At 59.1% G+C, this 18175-nt stretch carries 16 protein-coding genes; 9 read left to right on the top strand and 7 right to left on the bottom strand.

The window, feature by feature from the left end:
* Window positions 1-7 precede the first annotated feature (7 nt).
* From QD357_RS04335 to QD357_RS04320, 4 genes are all read right to left on the bottom strand, one after another.
* Complete coding sequence (locus tag QD357_RS04335) at window positions 8-796, bottom strand: ABC transporter permease (RefSeq protein WP_107108511.1); 789 nt, start codon at window positions 794-796, stop codon at window positions 8-10.
* Window positions 793-1686 (bottom strand): ABC transporter permease, encoded by an 894-nt coding sequence (locus QD357_RS04330; RefSeq protein WP_107108510.1) that lies wholly within the window; start codon window positions 1684-1686, stop codon window positions 793-795. The genes QD357_RS04335 and QD357_RS04330 overlap by 4 nt, the downstream gene beginning before the upstream one ends.
* Window positions 1687-1758: 72 nt before the next feature.
* Window positions 1759-2862: an ABC transporter substrate-binding protein gene (locus tag QD357_RS04325; RefSeq protein WP_414124063.1), complete on the bottom strand. Its 1104-nt coding sequence runs from the start codon at window positions 2860-2862 to the stop codon at window positions 1759-1761.
* A gap of 188 nt (window positions 2863-3050) precedes the next feature.
* On the bottom strand, window positions 3051-3923 hold the full coding sequence (locus QD357_RS04320; protein WP_107108508.1) for a MurR/RpiR family transcriptional regulator: 873 nt from the start codon (window positions 3921-3923) through the stop codon (window positions 3051-3053).
* A 175-nt stretch (window positions 3924-4098) separates the two neighbouring features.
* Here QD357_RS04320 and QD357_RS04315 point away from each other — a divergent pair, with 175 nt between their 5' ends.
* The 6 genes from QD357_RS04315 to QD357_RS04290 all read left to right on the top strand — a co-directional run bounded on the left by QD357_RS04315 (window position 4099) and on the right by QD357_RS04290 (window position 11765).
* Entirely contained in the window at window positions 4099-4869 is a 771-nt protein-coding gene (locus QD357_RS04315) for an N-formylglutamate amidohydrolase (RefSeq protein ID WP_181316071.1), read from the top strand.
* Between the two features lie 130 nt (window positions 4870-4999).
* Entirely contained in the window at window positions 5000-6571 is a 1572-nt protein-coding gene (locus tag QD357_RS04310; RefSeq protein WP_107108506.1) for an amino acid permease, read from the top strand.
* A gap of 149 nt (window positions 6572-6720) precedes the next feature.
* Complete coding sequence (locus QD357_RS04305; RefSeq protein WP_107108505.1) at window positions 6721-8091, top strand: glutamine synthetase family protein; 1371 nt, start codon at window positions 6721-6723, stop codon at window positions 8089-8091.
* Between the two features lie 162 nt (window positions 8092-8253).
* Window positions 8254-9639, top strand: a complete 1386-nt coding sequence (locus QD357_RS04300) for an aldehyde dehydrogenase family protein (protein WP_107108504.1) — start codon at window positions 8254-8256, stop codon at window positions 9637-9639.
* A complete protein-coding gene (locus tag QD357_RS04295; protein ID WP_107108503.1) occupies window positions 9636-10784 on the top strand; it encodes an iron-containing alcohol dehydrogenase in 1149 nt (382 codons plus the stop codon). Before QD357_RS04300 ends, QD357_RS04295 begins: the two co-directional genes overlap by 4 nt.
* A 264-nt stretch (window positions 10785-11048) precedes the next feature.
* A complete protein-coding gene (locus QD357_RS04290) occupies window positions 11049-11765 on the top strand; it encodes a ParA family protein (protein WP_414124062.1) in 717 nt (238 codons plus the stop codon).
* A 69-nt stretch (window positions 11766-11834) separates the two neighbouring features.
* Here the strand turns inward: QD357_RS04290 and QD357_RS04285 are convergent, their stop codons facing one another.
* On the bottom strand, window positions 11835-13307 hold the full coding sequence (locus tag QD357_RS04285) for a L,D-transpeptidase (RefSeq protein ID WP_107108501.1): 1473 nt from the start codon (window positions 13305-13307) through the stop codon (window positions 11835-11837).
* Between the two features lie 229 nt (window positions 13308-13536).
* Here QD357_RS04285 and QD357_RS04280 point away from each other — a divergent pair, with 229 nt between their 5' ends.
* The 3 genes from QD357_RS04280 (at window position 13537) to QD357_RS04270 (ending at window position 15227) form a co-directional block, all read left to right on the top strand.
* Window positions 13537-14376 (top strand): DUF4432 family protein, encoded by an 840-nt coding sequence (locus tag QD357_RS04280; protein ID WP_107108500.1) that lies wholly within the window; start codon window positions 13537-13539, stop codon window positions 14374-14376.
* Between the two features lie 74 nt (window positions 14377-14450).
* Window positions 14451-14789, top strand: a complete 339-nt coding sequence (locus QD357_RS04275; protein ID WP_107108499.1) for a TIGR01244 family sulfur transferase — start codon at window positions 14451-14453, stop codon at window positions 14787-14789.
* 93 nt (window positions 14790-14882) lie between these two features.
* Window positions 14883-15227, top strand: a complete 345-nt coding sequence (locus tag QD357_RS04270; protein ID WP_107108498.1) for a RidA family protein — start codon at window positions 14883-14885, stop codon at window positions 15225-15227.
* Window positions 15228-15313: 86 nt separating this feature from the next.
* On the opposite strand, the gene QD357_RS04265 is transcribed toward QD357_RS04270, so the two are convergent.
* The gene (locus QD357_RS04265) at window positions 15314-16972 is read right to left on the bottom strand and encodes a thiamine pyrophosphate-binding protein (RefSeq protein WP_107108497.1); all 1659 of its coding nucleotides are present in this window, start codon (window positions 16970-16972) and stop codon (window positions 15314-15316) included.
* Complete coding sequence (locus QD357_RS04260) at window positions 16969-18174, bottom strand: CaiB/BaiF CoA transferase family protein (protein WP_107108496.1); 1206 nt, start codon at window positions 18172-18174, stop codon at window positions 16969-16971. Before QD357_RS04260 ends, QD357_RS04265 begins: the two co-directional genes overlap by 4 nt.
* Window position 18175: the final 1 nt, after the last annotated feature.

Here is an 18175-nt window from a genome sequence, read left to right as displayed (position 1 = left end):
CGAAGCCTTACGCCTTAACCGGAGCCAGTTTTGAGAAGCGGGAAACGAGCTGCAGCAAGCCCATGCTGAGCCAGGTGACAGCGAGCGCGATGATAGCCAGCGCCGAAGACTGATAAGCCTGGTTGGCGCCGACAAGCTGCATGTATGGGCCGAAAGCCGGACGATTGAGCAGGGATGCCATCGTGAATTCGCCCATGACGATCGCCAGCGTGATGAAGGCGCCGGAAAGGACGCCGCTCATAACATTGGGAAAAATGCAGCGGAACATAATGGTCGTCCACTTAGCGCCAAGACTTTCGGCGGCTTCCGTCAGGGTGCCGACATCGATCGTGCGCATCGCCGTATCGACTGAACGATACATATAGGGGAGGGAGAGGACAATATAGGAGCAGACCAGAAGGAAGTTCGTCGACTGCTCGAAGCCCGTCAAAGGTAGGATCGACGACGAATTATAGAGGCGCAGATAGCCGAAGACGATGACGATGGCGGGAATGACCAGCGGCATCAAGGTGATGAATTCGACGATCGGGCGTATCTGCGGCAAACGGAGGCGCACCCAATAAGCCGTGGGCACGACGATCAGCATGCCGAAGATGATGGTCAGCAAGGCCATGAGCATCGAATAGCCGAACGCGTACAGGAAGTGAGCGTCCGAAAAGACCGATGCATAGGCGTCGAAACTATAGGCGTCGCGTCGCATGCGCAGCGAGAATTCCAGCGTACCGATGAGCGGAACGATGAAATAGATGGCGCCGATGACGACCGCGATCCAGGCAAAGAATTTTTGCAGCTTCATTTCTGCCACCGTTCCGCGCGCATGCGCATGATGATGTAGATGACGTTGGAAATGCCAGTGATGACGATCATGCCGAGAGCCATCGCATAACCGAGATTGGCGTTGTGCAGGACGTCGCCACGGATCTGGGCATAGAGCTGGATCGGTATGATGTTCAGCGAGCTGCCCGTCAGTGCGATGGCCGTTGCGATGGCGCCGAAGGCGTTGGCAAACAGCAGCAGCGTCGTGCCAAGCAGACTCGGCCAGAGAATGGGGAGCGCCACCATAAGCCAATATTGTCCAGTGGTCGCTCCGAGGATGGATGCGGCTTCACGCCATTCCTTTTTCATACCGTCCAGTGCCGGCGTGATGATCAGCACCATCAGCGGAATCTGGAAGTACATATAGGTGATGGTCAAGCCGACGAAGCTGTAGAGATTGAAGCCTGCATGAAAAATGTCGAAGCCAAGCCAGTTTTTCAGCAGCAGCGTGACGAGGCCCAGGCGACCGATCGTGGCGATGAATGCAAAAGCCAGAGGTACGCCGGCGAAATTCGAGGCGACACCGGAAAAGGTCAAAAACGTATGGCGCAGCCAAGCCGGCAGGCCGCCCATGACGAGCGCCCAGGCCAGATAAAAGCCGATCAAGGCGCCGCCAAGAGAGGATGCCAGCGATACCTTGATGCTGATCCAGTAGGAGTCCCAGATGGACTCTGTGAACAGATCGCCGATGTTCTTTAGCGTCAAGCTGCCATCGGGCGTCAGAAAGGCGCCTGCGATCAGATAGATCGTGGGGAGAATTAGAAACAGCAGCGCGAAGATCAGGAAGGGCGCTATGCCCAGCCAATCGACAACCATGCGTTTATTGATCATGGGAGTGGAATTGATCGTTGATGTCGTGACGATGCTCATGATTGGCCCGATCCGCGGCGTCAAAAAAAGGAAAACCTCCCCGCTGAGGCGGGGAGGCCATGTCAGGTCTGATTACTTTACGTTCGAACCGACGACCGAATCCCACTTGGTGGTGATGGCGGTCTTGCCAGCGGCCTGTTCGTCGAGCGTCGGGAAGACAGCCTTTTCATAGGCGGCAGCCGGCGGCAGCTTGTCGAGAAGTTCCTGCGGAACTTTCTTGTTCTTCGCCAGGTCGTTGAAGCGGATCGGGTGGCAATAGCCCTTCAGCCAGCCAATCTGACCTTCGTCGGAATAGAGGAACTCCATCCAGAGCTTGGCAGCGTTCGGATGCGGAGCAAAAGCCGAGATCGCCTGAACGTAAACGCCGGCGATGACGCCCGAAGCCGGAACCGTAACGTCAACCGGCGGGTTGCCGTTCAGGCTGTCGCGCCATGCGAGGCCGTTATAGTCCCAAGCGACGACGATCGGGGTTGCGCCCTGTGCGAGCGAAGCGGACTTGCCGATGACCGGAACGAAGTTGCCAGCCTTGTTCAGCTTTGCGAAGTAGTCGAGGCCAGCGGCACCGATCTTGGTGGCATCCTTTTCACCGGCAGCCAGGCCAGCGGCGTAAACGGCCTGAACGGCCTGGTTCGACGTGCGCGGGTCGCCAGCGAGCGAAACGGTGTTGGCGTAGTCCGACTTCTGCAGGTCAGCCCAGTCCTTCGGCGGGTTCTTCACAACGTCCTTGTTGGTGACGAAGGAGAGAACGCCGTAGTAGTCGCCGTACCAGAAACCGTCAGCATCCTTGGCGCTGTCCGGAATGGAATCCCAGGTGGAAACCTTGTAGGGCTGCAGCAGGCCTTCCTTCTTGGCGGTCGGGCCGAAGGAGAGACCAACGTCGATCACGTCGGGAGCCTGCGGGCCGGTGTTGCCCTTGTTGGCGCGAATGGCTTCAACTTCATCGCCCGACCCAGCGTCCGGGTTCAGTTCGTTGACATCGATGCCGTATTTCGCCTTGAAGGCAGCGATCAGATCGCCGTAACCGCACCAGTTGTGGGGCAGAGCGATGGTGGTAAGCGTGCCTTCCTTCTTGGCGGCGGCGATAAGGTCTGCGCTCGGTTCAGCAGCAGCAATGGCAGTCGAAGCTACGAGCATTGCAGTGGAGAGCGTCAGAAGACGATGAATTGTCGAGATCACTGGTATTCCTCCTTTTGGGTTTTCAGTGTCTGGCGTTGCTGTTAATGACGTTGCATGAAGGTTGTGTGACGGGTTCCAGTGGGTTGCGTCTCCTGAAAACACCGGGGATTTACTTTTATCCGCCGATGATGACAGGCTCTGTCTTGCTGGCCGATCCCCAGGTTGTGTTTTTATACTTTCCTTTCCTCCTAACCTAGTTTGCGGAACAGCCTTGTTTGTTCGAACAGGCCTTCAAGCGTTTTCATACGTTCACTCGTCTCGTCCCAGGTCGAGCTTTGTACGGCTTCGATCAGGGCTTCGATGATGAAGAGGGTGACGACGGAGGAATCCCAGGCGGAAGGCGCCTCGATTTGTACGCGGAATGTGTGTTTTGCGTATTTGACGGCGGGGCTCGCCCATTGGTCGGTGAAGACGATGATCTCGGCCCCGCGACGGCGCGCGGCGGCGGCAAGGCTGACCATTTCCTGCTCGTAGCGTCTGATATCGAAGATCACGAGCAGGTCGCCGGGATTCATGTTCAGAACATATTGCGGCCAGGAACTGGAATTGGAGGACAGCAAGGTCGTGTTCGGGCGGATGACCTGCATGTGGGTGAAGAAATATTCGGCAAGCGCGCCGGTGATGCGTCCACCAACGAAATAAAGCCCGCGCTTGGGCTCCGACAACAGCGTAGCCACGTTATCGAAAGTTGCCGCGTCGATGTCCGTCAGGGTCTGACGGAGATTGCCCATGATGGCGTCTGCAAAGCGATTGAGAATATGCGTACCGGGAGCATTGGACGCCCAGCGGTCATGCTTCGTAAGCGGATTCGAGATGGTCGCCTCGACCTCCTGATGGAGGCGCGACTGAAAGTCCGGATAGCCTTTGAAACCAAGTTTCTGCACCATGCGCGCCACGGTCGGCGTGGATACCCGCGCATTTTCGGCTACCGTCGTAATGCTGCCCAACCCCGAAACGGGATAGTTGTCGAGCAGGCTCTTGGCGAGCTGCTTCTCGGCGCGTGTCAGCGCTTCAAATTGGTCATTGATTACGTCCGAAACTGTTTTCGACGCATTGCTCACTCGATTTTGCTCCCCGGGCTGGTCTAATGCCAAGCTCCTGAAATGAATATAACTACGCTGTCACATTTCGAGTCAATGTCACAAATGAAGAAATAATTTCAGTTTCCAGTTGACAGCCGCCAAAACCTGAAGAATTCTTTTCTTATAAAGATTTTATTAAGAGGGTAGGGCGCCTTTGATGCTTGCCGGGCAAGGCATTTTGACAAAAGCTGATGGCGATTGCGTCGCGGTCGAGCGACCGGATGGAAAAAGCGCGGTTTTGATCATTTGTGAACATGCCTCGCGCACGCTGCCCGAATATTTTGGCGATCTAGGCCTTTCGGCCGAAGCGCTTTCCAGCCATATCGCCTGGGATCCGGGTGCACTGGCAGTCGCCAGGAAGATGTCTGTCAGCCTCGATGCGACGCTGGTTTACCAACGCTTCTCGCGCCTGGTCTACGATTGCAATCGTCCGCCGGAAAGCGCGGGCGCGATGCCGGAAATCAGCGAGATCTACACGATCCCCGGCAACCAGCATCTGCAAGCCGCTGATCGGCAGGCACGCACCGAAGCGCTTTATGTGCCGTTCCATGACCGCATTCGCGCTCTCCTGAAAGAGCGGGCGGCGCGGGAGCAAAAAACCGTGATCGTCACGGTTCACAGTTTTACGCCTGTTTACAACGGCAAGCAGCGGGCAGTGGAGCTCGGCATTCTGCACGATGAAGACCGCTGGCTGGCGGATCGCATGCTTGATGGGGCGGCGGGGGCGCCGCTCTATCGTACTGAACGCAATCAGCCTTACGGACCGGAAGACGGCGTGACCCATACGCTCAAGCTGCATGGGCTCGCCAACGGTTTGCATAACGTTATGATCGAGGTCCGCAACGACCTCATCGGAGATGACGTCGGCCAAGGGGTCGTGGCCGACTATCTGACAGGGCTTATCCAGAGCAGTCTGGAAGCCTGAGCATAGAAAGAAAAGACCCCGGGGAGCAGTTCAACTGCAATCGGGCCGTATGGCAAAAAGCCAGCGGCGCAAGTGGCACATGGTGGCCCGCAATTCCGTGGGCGACCGGGTTTTAGGGGGAATGACATACATGTCTGATTACTCAGAGTTAGACAAGAAACAGGACGTGCATATTCTGCACTCCATGGGCTATGCCCAGGAGTTGGAACGGCGCATGAGTTCGTTCTCGAACTTTGCCGTATCCTTTTCCATCATTTGCATTCTTTCGGGCGGCATTAATTCGCTCGCCCAGGCAACTTCGGGCGCAGGCGGTGCCGCGATCGGCATCGGTTGGCCGGTCGGGTGCTTCATCTCTCTGGTCTTTGCCGTGGCGATGGCGCAGATCAGCTCGGCCTATCCGACTGCGGGCGGGCTCTATCACTGGGGATCGATCCTCGGTAACCGTTTTACGGGCTGGCTGACCGCTTGGTTCAACCTGCTCGGCTTGGTCACCGTTCTCGGCGCGATCAATGTCGGCACCTATTATTTTTTCATCGGCGCTTTCGGCGGCTACTTCGGCATGGTCGATACGACATTGATCCGTATCGTGTTCCTCGTGGTCATCACCGGCCTTCAGGCGCTGGTGAACCATATGGGTATCGGGTTGACGGCGAAGCTGACCGACTTCTCGGGCTATCTGATCTTCGCAACCTCGATCGCACTTGCGGCCGTATGCCTGATCGCCGCACCGTCCTATGATTTCGCGCGGCTGTTCACCTTCACGAACTATTCGGGCATAGCGACGATTGCCGCCGACGGATCGGCAACCGGCGCGCCGGTCTGGCCGCAGGTTTCCACCTTCTGGGTCTTCGCCCTCGGCCTCCTGCTGCCGATCTACACGATCACCGGCTATGACGCATCGGCGCACACCTCCGAAGAAACGGTCAAGGCAGCACATTCCGTTCCGCGCGGCATGGTAGCCTCCGTGCTTTGGTCGGCATTGTTCGGCTACATCATGCTGTGTGCATTCGTTCTGATGCTTCCGAACATGGACGATGCAGCAAAGCAGGGCTGGAACGTGTTCTTCTGGGCGATGGATGCTCAAGTGAATCCCATCGTCAAGGACATCCTCTATTTCCTGATCTTCATCAGCCAGTGGCTATGCGGCCTTGCAACGGTCACCTCGGTATCGCGTATGATCTTTGCGTTCTCGCGTGACGGCGGTCTGCCGGCATCGAAGGCACTCTCCAAGGTCAGCCCGAAACACCGCACGCCGGTTTCCGCGATCTGGACCGGCTCGATCCTTTCGGTGCTGTTCGTCTGGGGGTCGTCGCTGGTATCGATCGGCGATACGCCGGTTTACACCATCGTCGTGTCGTGCACCGTCATCTTCCTCTTCTTCTCCTTCGCGATCCCGATCACGCTCGGCCTCTTCGCTTGGGGCACGTCGAAGTGGGACAAGATGGGTCCGTGGAACCTCGGCGAGGGTCTGTTCAAGCTTTTTGCGGTGCTGAGCATCATCTCGATGATCGTGATTTTCGTTCTCGGCATTCAGCCGCCGAATGACTGGGCAGGCATCATCACCGTCGGCTTCCTTGTCCTGACCGCAATCGTTTGGTTCGGCTTCGAGAAGCGCCGCTTCAAGGGACCGCCGATCGGCGATGCGATCAGCAAGCGCAAGGCTGAAATAGCAGCGGCAGAAGCGGCCGTCGGCGAAGGCTAAGCACCGGAGCTGCATTTCTCACATGGCGGGGCCGCCTGCATGCGGCCCCTTCACCGGTACAAGCGAAAGGCACGGCGTCGAGTTGCTCGCAGCCATGAGGCCGCCGTTTGTTCTCCGACACCCCAATTCATTGTTCAGGCGGATCACTCATGAGCACTAGCTATACGTTCGACGACCTCAAGAAAGATGTGGCCGAAGGGCGCATCGATACGGTTCTGGCATGTCAAGTGGACATGCAGGGTCGCTTGATGGGCAAACGCTTCCAGGCGGAATTCTTCGTGGAAAGTGCCTGGAAGGAAACGCATAGCTGCAACTATCTCCAGGCGACCGACCTCGAGATGGAGACCGTCTCCGGCTACAAGTCGACGAGCTGGGAGAAGGGCTATGGCGACTATACGATGAAGCCCGATCTCGCCACGCTTCGCCGCATTCCCTGGCTCGAGGGCACGGCGCTGGTGCTTTGCGACGTGCTCGATCATCACACTCACGAAGAAGTGGCGCATTCGCCGCGTGCCATCCTCAAGAAGCAGATCAGGCGGCTTGAAGCGATGGGCATGAAGGCCTTCATGGCCTCCGAACTGGAATTCTTCCTGTTCGACCAGAGCTATGACAGTGCCCGCGAGTCCGGCTATCGCAACCTGCATCTCGCCAGTGGCTACAATGAGGACTACCACATCTTCCAGACCACCAAGGAAGAGGATGTGATGCGGGCGATCCGCAAGGGCTTGCAGGGCGCCGACATTCCGGTCGAGAATTCCAAGGGCGAGGCTTCGGCGGGACAGGAGGAAATCAACGTCCGTTATGCAGACGCGCTGACCATGGCGGACCGCCATACGATCATCAAAAACGGCTGCAAGGAGATCGCCTGGTCGAAGGGCAAGGCCATCACCTTCCTGGCGAAGTGGAACTACAATGCCGCCGGCAGCTCGTCGCATATCCACCAGTCGCTGTGGAGCGCCGACGGCAAGACGCCGCTGTTCTTCGACAAGGAACAAGAGCATGGCATGACGCCGCTGATGAAGCATTATGTCGCCGGCCTTTTGACGCATGCCAGCGAGATCACCTATTTCCTTGCGCCCTACATCAATTCCTACAAGCGTTTCGTGGCCGGCACCTTCGCGCCGACGAAGGCGATCTGGAGCACCGACAACCGCACGGCGGGCTATCGTCTCTGCGGTGCCGAAACCAAGGGAATCCGCATCGAATGCCGCGTCGGCGGCTCCGACCTMAATCCCTATCTCGCCTTTGCGGCGCTGATCGCCGCCGGTCTCGACGGCATCGAGAACAAGCTTGAACTGGAGGCGCCTTTCGTGGGAGACGCCTATGGTGCCCGCGAGGTTCGTGAAATTCCGCGCACGCTGCGAGACGCTGCGGTGGCGCTGAACCGCTCTGAGATGCTGCGCGCAGCCTTCGGCGACGATGTCATCGATCACTACACCCGCGCTGCCGAATGGGAGCAGGAAGAATATGATCGCCGCATCACCGACTGGGAGGTGGCGAGAGGATTCGAAAGAGCGTAAGCCTTGCTGTGTTTTTTGTTCCCTGCCTGATTTTCGTCGTCAGGCGCGGGCAAGGGAAGGTGGCTGCGGTAAATCGCTTCTTTCGGCGACGTAAGCTCTTGGGGTAGTCTCTCGGCCGTCAGCCGAGACTATATTCGTGACTATAGAAACAGGATTTCGATCATGACCATGATCACATGCGTGTCCCCGGTAAACGGGGAGGTTTATGCGGAGCGTCCGGCGCTGTCGCTGGATGCGGCCAAAGACGTGGTGGCCCGCGCCCGCAAGGCGCAGAAGGATTGGGCGCGCCGTCCGCTGGAAGAGCGCGTTCAGCTCGTATTGAAGGGGGCTGCGCGTCTCAACGAGATGGCTGATGTCGTCGTGCCGGAACTCGCATGGCAGATGGGTCGCCCGATCAAATACGGCGGCGAATATCGCGGCTTCAATGAGCGCTCAAATTATGTGGCCTCGATCGCAGCAGATGCGCTGTCGCCGATGGTGGTGGAAGACAGCGCGAATTTCGCACGTCGTATCGAGCGCGAACCGCATGGCGTCGTGTTCGTCATCGCGCCCTGGAACTATCCCTATATGACCGCGATCAACACGGTCGCTCCGGCGCTGATGGCCGGCAATACTGTCATTCTGAAACATGCCAGCCAGACGCTTCTGGTCGGCGAGCGGCTGGTTCAGGCCTTCGTCGAGGTCGGCGTTCCCGCTGACGTCTTCCAGAACGTCTATCTCGATCATGATACGACGTCGACTCTGATCGCGGCCGGCAGTTTCAACTTCGTCAACTTCACCGGCTCGGTCCAAGGCGGGCGATCGATCGAACGCGCTGCTGCAGGCACCTTCACCAACCTTGGCCTCGAACTTGGCGGCAAGGATCCGGGCTATGTCATGGAAGATGCCGATCTCGACGCTGCCGTCGATACGCTGATGGACGGCGCCACCTACAATTCCGGCCAATGCTGCTGCGGCATCGAGCGCATCTATGTGCATGAATCACTCTATGATGCCTTCGTCGAGAAGTCGGTTGCCTGGGTGTCGAACTACAAGCTCGGCAATCCGCTCGATCCGGAAACCACGCTTGGCCCGATGGCAAACAAGCGTTTTGCCAAGGTGGTGCGCGAGCAGATCGCCGATGCCGTCGCCAAGGGCGCCAAGGCGCTGGTCGATCCCAAGCTTTTCCCTGCCGATGACGGCGGCGCCTATCTCGCGCCGCAGATCCTCGTCGACGTCAATCACTCCATGGCCTTCATGCGCGAAGAAACCTTCGGCCCCGCCGTCGGTATCATGAAGGTGAAGAGCGATGCGGAAGCATTGGAACTGATGAACGACAGCCCTTATGGCCTGACGGCCTCGCTCTGGACCAAGGATGTCGAGCGTGCCTCGCGCATCGGCCGCGACATCGAAACCGGCACCGTCTTCATGAACCGCGCCGACTATCTCGATCCGGCATTGTGCTGGACCGGTGTCAAGGAAACGGGCCGTGGCGGCTCGCTCTCCGTGATCGGTTTTCACAACCTGACGCGCCCCAAATCCTACCATTTGAAGAAGGTAACAGCATGAGCAATATCTCAGCCAATTGGAGCTATCCCACCGCCGTCAAGCTCGGCCGCGGCCGGATCACGGAACTGGCGGATGCCTGCAAAAGCCTGGGGATCAAGAAGCCGCTTCTGATCACCGACCGCGGGCTTGCCTCGATGGCAATCACCAAGACGGCGCTGGATATTCTCGAAGATGCAGGCCTCGGTCGCGCCATCTTCGCCGATGTCGATCCAAACCCGAACGAGAAGAACCTCGAAGCTGGCGTGAAGGCCTTCAAGGATGGTGGCCATGATGGTGTCGTCGCCTTCGGCGGCGGCTCGGGCCTCGATCTTGGCAAATGCGTTGCCTTCATGGCCGGTCAGACGCGGCCTGTCTGGGATTTCGAGGATATCGGCGACTGGTGGACCCGTGCCAATGTCGAGGGCATCGCTCCGATCGTTGCCGTGCCGACGACTGCCGGCACGGGCTCCGAAGTCGGTCGCGCCAGCGTCATCACCAATTCCGCAACGCATGTGAAGAAGATCATCTTCCACCCGAAGTTCCTGCCGGGCGTCGTCATCGCCGATCCGGAGCTGACCGTCGGCATGCCGAAGATCATCACCGCCGGCACCGGCATGGATGCCTTCGCCCATTGCCTGGAAGCCTATTCCTCGCCCTTCTATCACCCGATGTCGGCCGGTATCGCGCTGGAAGGCATGCGGCTCGTCAAGGAATTCCTGCCGCGCGCCTATAGGGAAGGCACCGACCTCGAAGCCCGCGCCAACATGATGAGCGCCGCCGCCATGGGTGCCGTCGCCTTCCAGAAGGGCTTGGGCGCCATTCATGCGCTGTCGCACCCGATCGGCGCCGTTTACAACACGCATCACGGCATGACCAATGCCGTCGTCATGCCGGCCGTCCTGCGCTTCAACCGTAAGGCCATTGAAGACAAGATCGCTCGTGCCGCTGCCTATCTCGGCATCTCCGGCGGTTTCGACGGCTTCTATGACTATGTGCTGAAGCTGCGCGCCGAACTCGGCGTTCCCGAAAGCCTCTCGGCTATGGGCATTGCGCCCGATCGCATMGATGAGCTCTCGGCCATGGCGATCGAAGATCCGAGCGCCGGCGGCAATCCTGTGGCGATGACGCTGGAAAACACCAAGGCGCTGTTCAGCGACTGCTTCTAAGAATATTGCCTCAGCTTCCGATCGTGCCGCGAGATGATTGCGGCACGATTTTTTTATGCCGATCTCGCAGGTTGGCGATCGCAATCTTCGCCGGCAAATGGCGCAGCCGGTTGGGCTTCGTCGACGCGATATCTTAATGCCTGACAAGCGCCGTTAGGGCTTTGTTAACCATATCTCGAAACAATACGTTAACTGCACCGATGAGTCAGATGGTGCTGAAAAGAGCGATGTTCGTGCTCACCGCCATCTTGCCGGAGACCGACTATGCCAGTTATCACATTTGCAAATACGAAGGGTGGGGCGGGGAAGACGACGGCGGTTTTGCTGTTATCTACCGAACTGGCGCGACGCGGTTATCGCGTCACCATTCTCGACGCTGATCCGCAACATTGGATTTCGCACTGGTACGAAATTTCCGGCAGCCGTGTTCCCAATATCTCGGTCATCGATTTCGTGACCAGCGCATCCTTGCCCGTGCATCTTTCCGAAAACAGCGGGACGGACTATTTCATCCTCGATCTGCCCGGCGCTCGCACGCCGCTGCTGGCAACGGCGCTTGGTCTCTCCGATCATGTGCTCATTCCGATCCAGGGCTGTGCGATGGATGCGCGGGGCGGGGCCCAGGTGCTGGAGCTGCTGCAGTATCTGGAACAGAGAGCCGGCATTCGCATCAATCATTCCGTCGTGCTGACACGCGTCAATTCGATGGTGACGACCCGGGCGCTGCAGGTGGTGAAGGCGCTGCTGTCCGAGCGGAGTGTCACGGTTCTCGAGACGCCGATCATCGAACGCTCGGCTTTCCGTGATATCTTCGATTGCGGCGGCACGCTCTACACTATGGATCCGAACCGCGTCAGCAATCTCGACAAGGCCCAGGAAAATGCCCGCATCTTTGCCGAGGAAATGATACGGCTCCCGCCGGTGCGGCTGACGGCTTCGGCCCGCAACGCCGGCTTGGAAGCGATCCGCAACGCGGCCTAAGCGCTTCCCCAACAGAAAGGCCGCCGAATGAGCCATTCGGCGGCCTTTCTTATTTGCTCAAATGCGATTTTAATCGACGAATTCAACAACCACGCCGGGCTTGACCATTTTGGCGAGTTCGGTGGCATCCCAGTTGGTCAGGCGCACGCAGCCATGGCTCTGCGACTTGCCGATCTTCGACGGGTCAGGGGTGCCGTGAATGCCGTATGTCGGCTTGGAGAGCGCCATCCAGACAACGCCAACCGGACCGTTGGGGCCGGGCGGAATGTCGAGGATCTTGTCGTTGGCACCCTGCTTGAAGTTAATCTTCGGATTGTACGTATAGCCCGGATTGAAGGCGACACGCTCGACAGTGACGGTGCCGGACGGTGACGGCGTATCGGTCGAACCGATGCTGGCGGGATAGGCGGCAATCAGGGCGCCGCTGGCATCATAGGCGAAAACCTGCTTACGGCCTTTGTCGGCCAGAATCTTGGCGACGGCGCCGGTCTTGCCTGAGCCGGTGTTGACCACTTTGATTGTGCTGCCGGGGACCGTGAAGTCGACGCCGGGATTGAGCTCCTTCAGATAGCCCTCATCCATATGGAAGCGTTCGGCCAGCATTTCCGTGGTCGACGTGTAGCCGAGCGAGGGCATCAGCGCCTTTTCGGCATAGTCTTCAGGGATCGACGCGACATAGGGACCGGCGGCATCGGCGGGCGTGATCGTATAGTTGATGATCGGCATGCCGCCCGACAAACGCAGTTGTTCGAGGATCGAATCCGTGTCGTTCGGGTTCAGCGTCTGACCGGTCATCTGCTGGTAGGCGTAGATCGCCTTCGTGACATTGGCACCCATGCGGCCATCGATCGCGCCCGGCGAAATGCCCTGGCGGGAGAGGAAGACCTCAAGCGCCGTGATCTCCATCTTCGACTTGCCCTTCAGTGTGATGACGGGCTCGGCCGGCGGCTTGCGTTCGATGGCAGGTGCCTGCTGCTGTGGATCGATCGATGCGTAGTCGTTGCCGCTCGGATTCTGGGATTGGTCGTTCGCGTCCGGCAGCGGCTGGTTGTCTAGCGGCTGGCTCTGGATTTCGCCGTCGCGCGGAATGCCGCTGGTGATGACGCCGCGATCCTGCTGCTGGCCATAGCCATTGTCGACATAGCCGTCATTGTTCCCGTAATCGTCGCTGCGATACTGACGATAGTCGCGATAGCCGCCATTGTTGGAAAGAAGCTTCGTGTCGCCATAGCGGTTGCCGTCGCCGGAGCCGTCGTCGTTGGAGACGTCACGACGGGGCGCGCGGGGGTAATAAGTGCTGGCGCGCATCTCGGTGGCGACGACGTTGCCGTAGCGGTCGATCAACACGCGATGGCCGCGCCCGTCGCGGGCGACGGTCACGACGCCTTGTTCAGGATATTGATCGAGGATTCGCCCGTCAGGGGTCACTAGGACGACATCGTTCCCGCTGCGATAATATTGCGCCTGCGCATTGGTCAACGCGAGAGCAGATGTCGCGGCTGTCAGAGCCAGAGTAAGGCTGAATTTCAGGAACCGGTTCACTTCTGTCGAATCCTCGGGTGATGGCTGAGCCGACACACACATGGCAAATTTGACGCCAGTGTGGAATTTGAATGTATCATGCTGAATAAAAGATAAAAATTTGTGTGATCAAGGCGTCAAATTAACGTTCAATAAGACAAACCACCGCTAATTCTCGTCCTGTCTCATTTCGAAACGATTTTTGAGGGGGGACGGGCGATCGAAAGCCGACAAGGGAGGATTGCAGGAGATGATGGATTTTGCCGCAGCCAAGGGACCGAAACTAACGCTGGATGAAAGCTCTGTGCTGGACATCGGCGCCTGCATCGTCGACGGCAACAATCTCGCGCCGGGACGCGCCATTCCGGATGATGGTGACCCGCGCATCGATCATTCGCTGGAGGGCTTTCTCTTCACCTGCGGTCCGGATCATATCCGACATCCGGAACCCATGTCAGGCGCTTTCGAGGGCAAGCGCTATCCGCTGCACGGCTCGATCTCCTCACATCCCGCGAAGGTCCTGTGGACCCGGTTCGAGAATGGCAATGCGGAGTGCCGCGCCGATATCGACATCATCACCGCCGAACGCCGCGCGGCGCGGCTGGAGCGTCATTGGCGTATCGACGGCGCGACAGGCGAGGTTTCGCTTAACGACCGTGTCGTCAATACCAGCATTGAGGCGATGCCGGTGTTTCTGATGTATCATATGAATGTCGGCGGCAAATGGTTCGATGACGGCGTTCGCCTCTCCGGCCAGATGCTCGAGAATGGCGGTTTCCCCTGGACCTTCGGCGAGGAATTGGGCGGTCTTTTCTGCGCGCCGGCAACGGCGAAGGGCGAGGACTGGTCCGAAGTGTGTCTCGGGCCGATCGCTTCTATCGGCGGTAAATCGCTGCGGGTTCGGTTCGGCACGGATACGCTGCCGTTTATGCAGGTCTGGCGCAACCAACGCGCGCCGGCACATGTCCTCGGCATCGAGCCCGTTTCGCATCGTTTGACATCGCGCGGCGAGCTGGAGGAGGCCGGTGAATTCAATATTCTTCAGCCCGGGGAAGCCAGGAGTTTCGCACTCAACTTTGCCTTCGTCTGAAAGGCTTGAATCGGTTGACGCTCGCTCTATCGCGGCGTAGACCAAGGCCCTCGGTTTCACAGAGGAAATGAACCATGGATATCCGCCCGATCGATGACGAATACTCGGTTTCCGGCCAGATCACCCTGGAGGATCTCGATCAGATCAAGGCCATGGGTTTCAACTCGATCGTCTGCCATCGCCCTGATAATGAGAGCCCGAATCAGACGCCGTTTTCCGTCATCGAAGCCCGCGCCAAGGAGCTCGGTCTCGAAATCGCGCATGTGCCCGTTGGGCCGATGGGCGTGACCGAAGAGGCCGTGCAGGGCATGGTCGACGCGCTCGATGAATTCCCGCGGCCGATGCTCGGCTATTGCCGCTCCGGCGCACGCTCGACCGCGATCTATCAGAAGACGCACCATATTCGCGGCTGAGCGACCGCGACCAAATATGCGAGAGATTGAGGGCGTTGCCGATGGGCAGCGCCCGGTTTGTTACCCGTCACTGCACAACATCAGGAGAGAAGCATGAGCATCAAGCGTATCGACGTCGGAGCCCGCATGAGCGGCGCTGTCATCCACGGCAACACCGTCTACCTCGCCGGCCAGGTTGGTGAAGGCGAAAGCGTCACCGATCAGTGCAAGTCGGCACTGGCCGAAGTTGATCGTCTGCTCGCTGCAGCCGGCAGCAACAAGTCGAAGATCCTGCAGACGATCATCTATCTCTCCGACATCGCGTATTTCGCTGAAATGAACGCCGCCTGGGAAGCCTGGGTCGATCCGGCCAACACGCCGGCCCGCGCCACCAGCGAAGCCAAGCTCGCTGCCCCGAAGTATAAGGTCGAGTTCATCGTCACCGCCGCGATCGACTGATTTGAATTCGATGCGTTTCTGAAAAGCCGGTGAGCAGGAGCATATTGTCCGTCTCCAGTTTGAGAAGGGCCAATATGCTTCAGGGCTCACCGGCTTTTTGTTTGCGAAATCTCGGTCAAGGTACGGGACGGCGTAATCGCCTCGGGATCGAGCACAATTTCGATGATCGCCGGCTTGCCGCTGGCGCGTGCGCGTTCAAAGGCAGGGCCGAATTCTTCCGTCGTCTTTACCGTCTCGCCATGGCCGCCATAGGCACGGGCAAAGGCGGCGAAATCCGGATTGCTGAGCGTCGTTGCACTGACGCGGCCGGGATATTCTCGCTCCTGATGCATGCGGATAGTGCCGTACATGCCGTTGTTGATGACCAGTGCGATCAAGGGTAGGCGATATTGCACGGCGGTCGCGAATTCCTGTCCGTGCATCATGAAACAACCGTCGCCGGCAAAGCAGATCACCTCGCGCTCCGGAAAGAGCTGCTTGGCGGCAACCGCCGCCGGCAAGCCATAGCCCATCGAACCCGAGGCAGGGCCGGCCTGGGTGTTGAAGCGGCGAAAACGATGGAAGCGATGTAGCCAGGTGGCATAATTGCCGGCACCATTGGTGAAGATCGTATCAGGTGCTGTATTGGCCTCGATCCAGTCCATGATCCGGCCCATATGCAGGGCGCCCGGGCTCTTCTCCGGCGTCGTCGACCAGGCGAGATAAGCGGCATGCATGCGCGCCGTCCGCTCGGCCCAACGCGGTTCTGCCGGTGCTTCGAGATCGGCGAGTGCCGCCACGAAATCGGCGGGGCTGGCGCAGATTGCCAGATCGGGGCGATAGACGCGGCCGAGTTCGGACGGATCGGGATGGATGTGGACGAGCTGTTGTTGCGGGTAGGGGATGTCCATCAGCGTATAGCCGGAGGACGGCATTTCCGAGAAGCGGCCGCCGAGCAGGATCAGCAGATCGGCTTCCTTGACCTCTTTTGCCAATGCTGGATTGATGCCAATACCGACATCGCCGGCGTAATTCGGGTGCAGATGATCGAACAGCATCTGCCGGCGGAAAGAGCAGCCGACCGGGAGCTTGAAGCTTTCGGCGAAGTGTCTGATGTCAGCGACCGCATCCTCATCCCAGCGTGTGCCGCCGAGGATGACCATTGGTCGTTCGGCGGCGATCAGACGAAGATAGAGATCGTCGATCTGGCTGCGGCTCGGATGGGCCGCCACCGGCATGTAGCGCTTGGCATGCGGAGCTTCCACCTCATCGCGCAGCATGTCTTCGGGCAGGGTCAGCACGACTGGGCCGGGCCGGCCTGATGTGGCCACGGTGAAGGCGCGGGTGACGAATTCCGGAATGCGGGCGGCATCGTCGATCTCGCCGACCCATTTGGCGAATTCGGTGAAGGCGCGGCGGAATTCCACCTCCTGGAAGGCTTCGCGTTCGCGGGCGTCGCGCTGCACCTGGCCGATGAAGAGGATCATCGGGATTGAATCCTGCCGGGCAATATGCAGGCCGGCCGAGGCATTGGTCGCACCCGGACCGCGGGTGACCATGCAGATGCCGGGCTCACCCGTCAGCCGGCCCCAGGCATCCGCCATCATCGCCGCACCACCCTCCTGGCGGCAGACGAGCACGTCGATATCGCTGTCATGCAGCGCATCGAGCACGGCAAGAAAGCTTTCGCCGGGAACGCAGGAGATGCGCTGAACGCCGTTTGCCTTCAGGGCTTCGACGATAAGCTGGCCGCCGGTGCGCTTCATGGTTTTGCCTTTCCTTCCTCCAGTTCCGCCAATTCGGCGAGAACCTCCTCCTGATGCTCCCCAAGACGCGGGCTAGGCCGCGTATACGTCAGCGGCGTTTCCGACAGGACGACCGGTGTCCGCACGCTCGGAATGACGGTGCCGGCGGCATCCTCGAGATCGATCCGTAGGCCTCKAGCCTGGATCTGCGGGTCGGCAAACATGTCTTCGATCGTGTTGATGGCGCCGGCCGGCACGGCATTGTCCTCGCAGGCCTTCAGCAGGTCCGCCTTTTTCCAGGAAAGCGTTTTCGCCGAGATGAAAGCGCGGACGTCATGGCGATGGGCAACGCGGGCTTTGTTGGTAGCATAGCGCTCATCGTCCGCATGTGCCGCGATGCCGAGAATTGCGCAGAGACGGCGAAACTGTCCGTCATTGCCGACGGCAAGGATCAGGTAGCCGTCCGCTGTTGGGACGACCTCATAGGGCGAGATATTGGGATGAGCGTTTCCGAGGCGTGTGGGAGCCTTGCCCGAAATCAGATAGTTCATGTTTTGATTGGCGAGCACGGCGGATTGCACGTCGAGCAACGCCATATCGACAAGCTGGCCTTCGCCGGTCTTCAGCGCGTGGATCAGGGCCGCTTCTATCGCAGAGACGGCGTAGATGCCGGTGAAGATATCCGCGATCGCGACCCCTGCTTTCATCGGCTGGCCATCCGGCTCGCCGGTGATCGACATGAAGCCAGACATCCCCTGGACGATATAGTCATAACCTGCGAGGCCGGCATAGGGACCGGTCTGGCCGAAGCCGGTGATCGAACAATAAACCAGTTTGGGATTGATCTTCCTCAGGCTCTCGTAGTCGAGCCCATATTTGACCAGGCCGCCCAGCTTGAAATTCTCGATCAGCACATCGGCGGTCATGACCAGCCGCCGAACAAGGGCCTGGCCCTCTTCCGTCTTGAGATCGGCGACAACAGACCGTTTGCCGCGGTTGGCGGAGTGATAATAGGCGGCCGAAAGGTTTTCCCCATCCTTGCCCTCGACGAAAGGCGGACCCCATTGGCGCGTATCGTCGCCTCCCTCCGGGTTCTCGACCTTGATGACGTCGGCGCCGAGATCGGCCAGCATCTGCCCCGCCCAGGGGCCGGCGAGAACGCGGGCCAGCTCGATGACGCGAATGCCGGAAAGGGGCGGTTTCTTGGTCCTATGATCGGTCATG

The sequence above is a fragment of the Rhizobium sp. BR 317 genome, from assembly GCF_047445835.1.
GTDB lineage: Bacteria > Pseudomonadota > Alphaproteobacteria > Rhizobiales > Rhizobiaceae > Rhizobium > Rhizobium paranaense.
This window is presented reverse-complemented; position numbering and strand designations above follow the sequence as displayed.

Coding starts and splice junctions, on each gene's coding strand:
- QD357_RS04335 (WP_107108511.1), bottom strand. CDS start 796: ATGAAGCTGCAAAAATTCTTTGCCTGGATCGCGGTCGTCATCGGCGCC.
- QD357_RS04330 (WP_107108510.1), bottom strand. CDS start 1,686: ATGAGCATCGTCACGACATCAACGATCAATTCCACTCCCATGATCAAT.
- QD357_RS04310 (WP_107108506.1), top strand. CDS start 5,000: ATGTCTGATTACTCAGAGTTAGACAAGAAACAGGACGTGCATATTCTG.
- QD357_RS04300 (WP_107108504.1), top strand. CDS start 8,254: ATGACCATGATCACATGCGTGTCCCCGGTAAACGGGGAGGTTTATGCG.
- QD357_RS04290 (WP_414124062.1), top strand. CDS start 11,049: ATGCCAGTTATCACATTTGCAAATACGAAGGGTGGGGCGGGGAAGACG.
- QD357_RS04280 (WP_107108500.1), top strand. CDS start 13,537: ATGATGGATTTTGCCGCAGCCAAGGGACCGAAACTAACGCTGGATGAA.
- QD357_RS04275 (WP_107108499.1), top strand. CDS start 14,451: ATGGATATCCGCCCGATCGATGACGAATACTCGGTTTCCGGCCAGATC.
- QD357_RS04270 (WP_107108498.1), top strand. CDS start 14,883: ATGAGCATCAAGCGTATCGACGTCGGAGCCCGCATGAGCGGCGCTGTC.
- QD357_RS04265 (WP_107108497.1), bottom strand. CDS start 16,972: ATGAAGCGCACCGGCGGCCAGCTTATCGTCGAAGCCCTGAAGGCAAAC.